A 2,512-nucleotide genomic window follows, 5' to 3' on the forward strand; every position below is an offset into this window, starting at 1 on the left:
ATTCGGTATCATTTGGTAGCTTTTGATGCCATAATAAATATATCACTTCTTCAAAACTGGAATTCTCTGCTAACACATCAATATCATAACCCACATAAGCAAGTGAATCATCTATAATGGAACTGATAGAAGATGTTGTAGCAATAATCCCCTCAAGCCCTTTTGTAACAGCCATAAATATCTCTCCTTTACACCTTTTCTTTTTAGTTAGTACAAATCTTTCAAACTCCCATATTGTCCCTACCGTAGTTACCAATATTGTGAAAATCTGTAAAACCAAAGCAATGGAGTACACCCTAAAATAAATGTTTACTATTTTGTTAGATTAACTGAATATGTACCAAAAAATCAATTAAAAATGTAATCCGGGTTTATTTATAAAAAGATGGGGGAGTTTTTCGTTTAAAAATTAAAGTGAGCATTCCTCATTTGAAAATGCTTACATTTTCAAATAAAAAAATAAACTAATTTGGTACTTATAGATGAGATAATTGTAACTACACATTCATTATAAACAAAAAACTTCAAAATGTCTCATATTTTATACTTAAAAACTGTAGATATAGTAAAAAAATTTTTTTCTGCTTCTCCATTACACTATATTCTTCTTTCTTTAAATTATACCATAAACTCAGATCACCTGTCTGCCTCATACAGCGGATTATGTAATCCACTCTACTACTTTTATTGCAGCATAAGCTATTCCTGCTCCGATTAACGGTCCTACAGCCACTCCATTAAAGACTGCTACAGATAAAATAGTCCCAAGAACAAGTGCTGTCGTAATCTCAGGAGAATCTGCTAATAAATTTACTCCCCCTTTTGCTAGTAACGCTACCATAATTCCAGAAACCAGTGCAATCCAAGCATACGGTGATTTAAAGGTTGCAGAAAGATCTTTAAAGCCAATATCCCCTGTTGCAATTGGTACGAGTACAGCAATCGTAATAATCGTTACTCCCCAATTAATTCCTTTAGATTGAATCAAAGAAAAAAGCTTACTATCTATTCCAATCAGTTTCATTAGTAACAAGAATACTACTGCGATAATCAAAGAGTTGTTTTTGGCAACAAGTGCAATCACCAAGAGCAAATATAAAAATAAATATGGTTGACTAAATAAAAACATGAATAACTCTCCTTTAGAAAAACAAGTACCCCAAAAAACCTTCCGACATATTTAATTAACAGAAAAAGCAGGAATTTCGATTAAAAAAGCATAAGTATAGAAATTATAGAGGACAAAAGGAATATACTTCTAATCTAATTCACAATAAATAATAGACCTTTACTTATTATACTAAAAATGGGAGGATTAACATTGAATTTTACTTATCTTTACCGTACGATTCGGTTTATGGTCGTAATTACTGCGACCATCCTATTATTTGTAGGCATCTTTTATTTATCCAAAATCACCTATCCTTTTATTATAGGATTTCTTATTGCTTTTTTAATGAACCCACTTGTAAATTTCTTACAGTTTAAGTGCAGATTACCCAGAGCTTTTGCCGTTATTTTAAGCATTCTCCTTATTCTATCCGTTTTTGCTGGTTTGGTTTCTTTATTAATTGCAGAAATAGTCGCAGGGGCTGCATATCTTGGAGAGGTAGTTCCAAAGCATATTGATATCATTATTCGCTATATAGAAGATTTATTCGCAGCTCAAATCATCCCATTATATAATAAAATATCGCAAACATTTGATAATCTTGGAACAGGACAACAAGATACCATCATGACAAACATTAATAAAGTTGGCGAACAGGTTGGAACTGTTATGGGAGATTTTTTGCAATCCTTTTTTCTCAATATCCCCATTATCCTTTCTTGGTTTCCTAATGCAGCAAGTGTCTTAATTTTTTCTTTGTTAGCTACATTTTTTATTAGTAAGGACTGGGTTCGATTATCTTTAAAGTTCGGTAAATTTTTCCCTTCTAAATGGTTAACTAGCGGAAAAACCGTCTTCTTCGAATTAAAAAAAGCACTGTTTGGATTTGTAAAAGCCCAATTAACGCTTGTTTCGATCACAACAGTCATTATTCTAATTGGCCTTTTAATACTCCGCGTTGATTATGCTATTACGATAGCATTATTAACTGGAATAGTGGACATTATCCCGTATTTAGGGACAGGATTAATTTTTGTACCTTGGATTATTTATGAAATTATCACTGGGCAAATTGTCCTCGCAATCGGGTTATCAGTGCTTTATATTATCGTACTTGTCCAACGACAAATAATGGAGCCCAAGATTCTTTCTTCAAATATTGGTCTAGATCCATTAGCAACATTAATTTCTTTGTTTGTTGGATTTAAGCTTTTTGGTTTTATCGGGCTAATCGTAGGTCCTGTTTCTCTAGTAATTATTACTACCTTACATAGAGCAAATGTATTTCATGACATTTGGAGATTTATTAGGGGGGAAAGCGAAATACCGAAATAATAAGCATTCAAGAGGCTGGGACAAAACTAAATAGCCACTCTGTAAAGACGAACAATCTCTAATTTA

General features: G+C 32.4%; 3 protein-coding genes. 1 reads left to right on the forward strand and 2 read right to left on the reverse strand.

Going from position 1 to position 2,512, the window contains the following annotated elements; all coding sequences use genetic code 11:
* Together RTL21_RS23070 and RTL21_RS23075 are read right to left on the reverse strand one after the other, a co-directional pair.
* On the reverse strand, positions 1-175 hold a 175-nt coding region (locus RTL21_RS23070; RefSeq protein ID WP_312099522.1), incomplete at its 3' end, for a citrate/2-methylcitrate synthase.
* 486 nt (positions 176-661) lie between these two features.
* Positions 662-1,129, reverse strand: a complete 468-nt coding sequence (locus RTL21_RS23075) for a DUF441 domain-containing protein (protein WP_312099516.1) — start codon at positions 1,127-1,129, stop codon at positions 662-664.
* Between the two features lie 192 nt (positions 1,130-1,321).
* Here RTL21_RS23075 and ytvI point away from each other — a divergent pair, with 192 nt between their 5' ends.
* Positions 1,322-2,446 carry a sporulation integral membrane protein YtvI gene (gene ytvI / locus RTL21_RS23080; protein WP_312099518.1) on the forward strand — a complete coding sequence of 375 codons (1,125 nt, stop codon included), beginning with the start codon at positions 1,322-1,324 and terminating at the stop codon, positions 2,444-2,446.
* The last annotated feature ends 66 nt before the right edge of the window (positions 2,447-2,512 follow it).

It is taken from the genome of Niallia sp. (assembly GCF_031978665.1).
GTDB lineage: Bacteria > Bacillota > Bacilli > Bacillales > Cytobacillaceae > Niallia.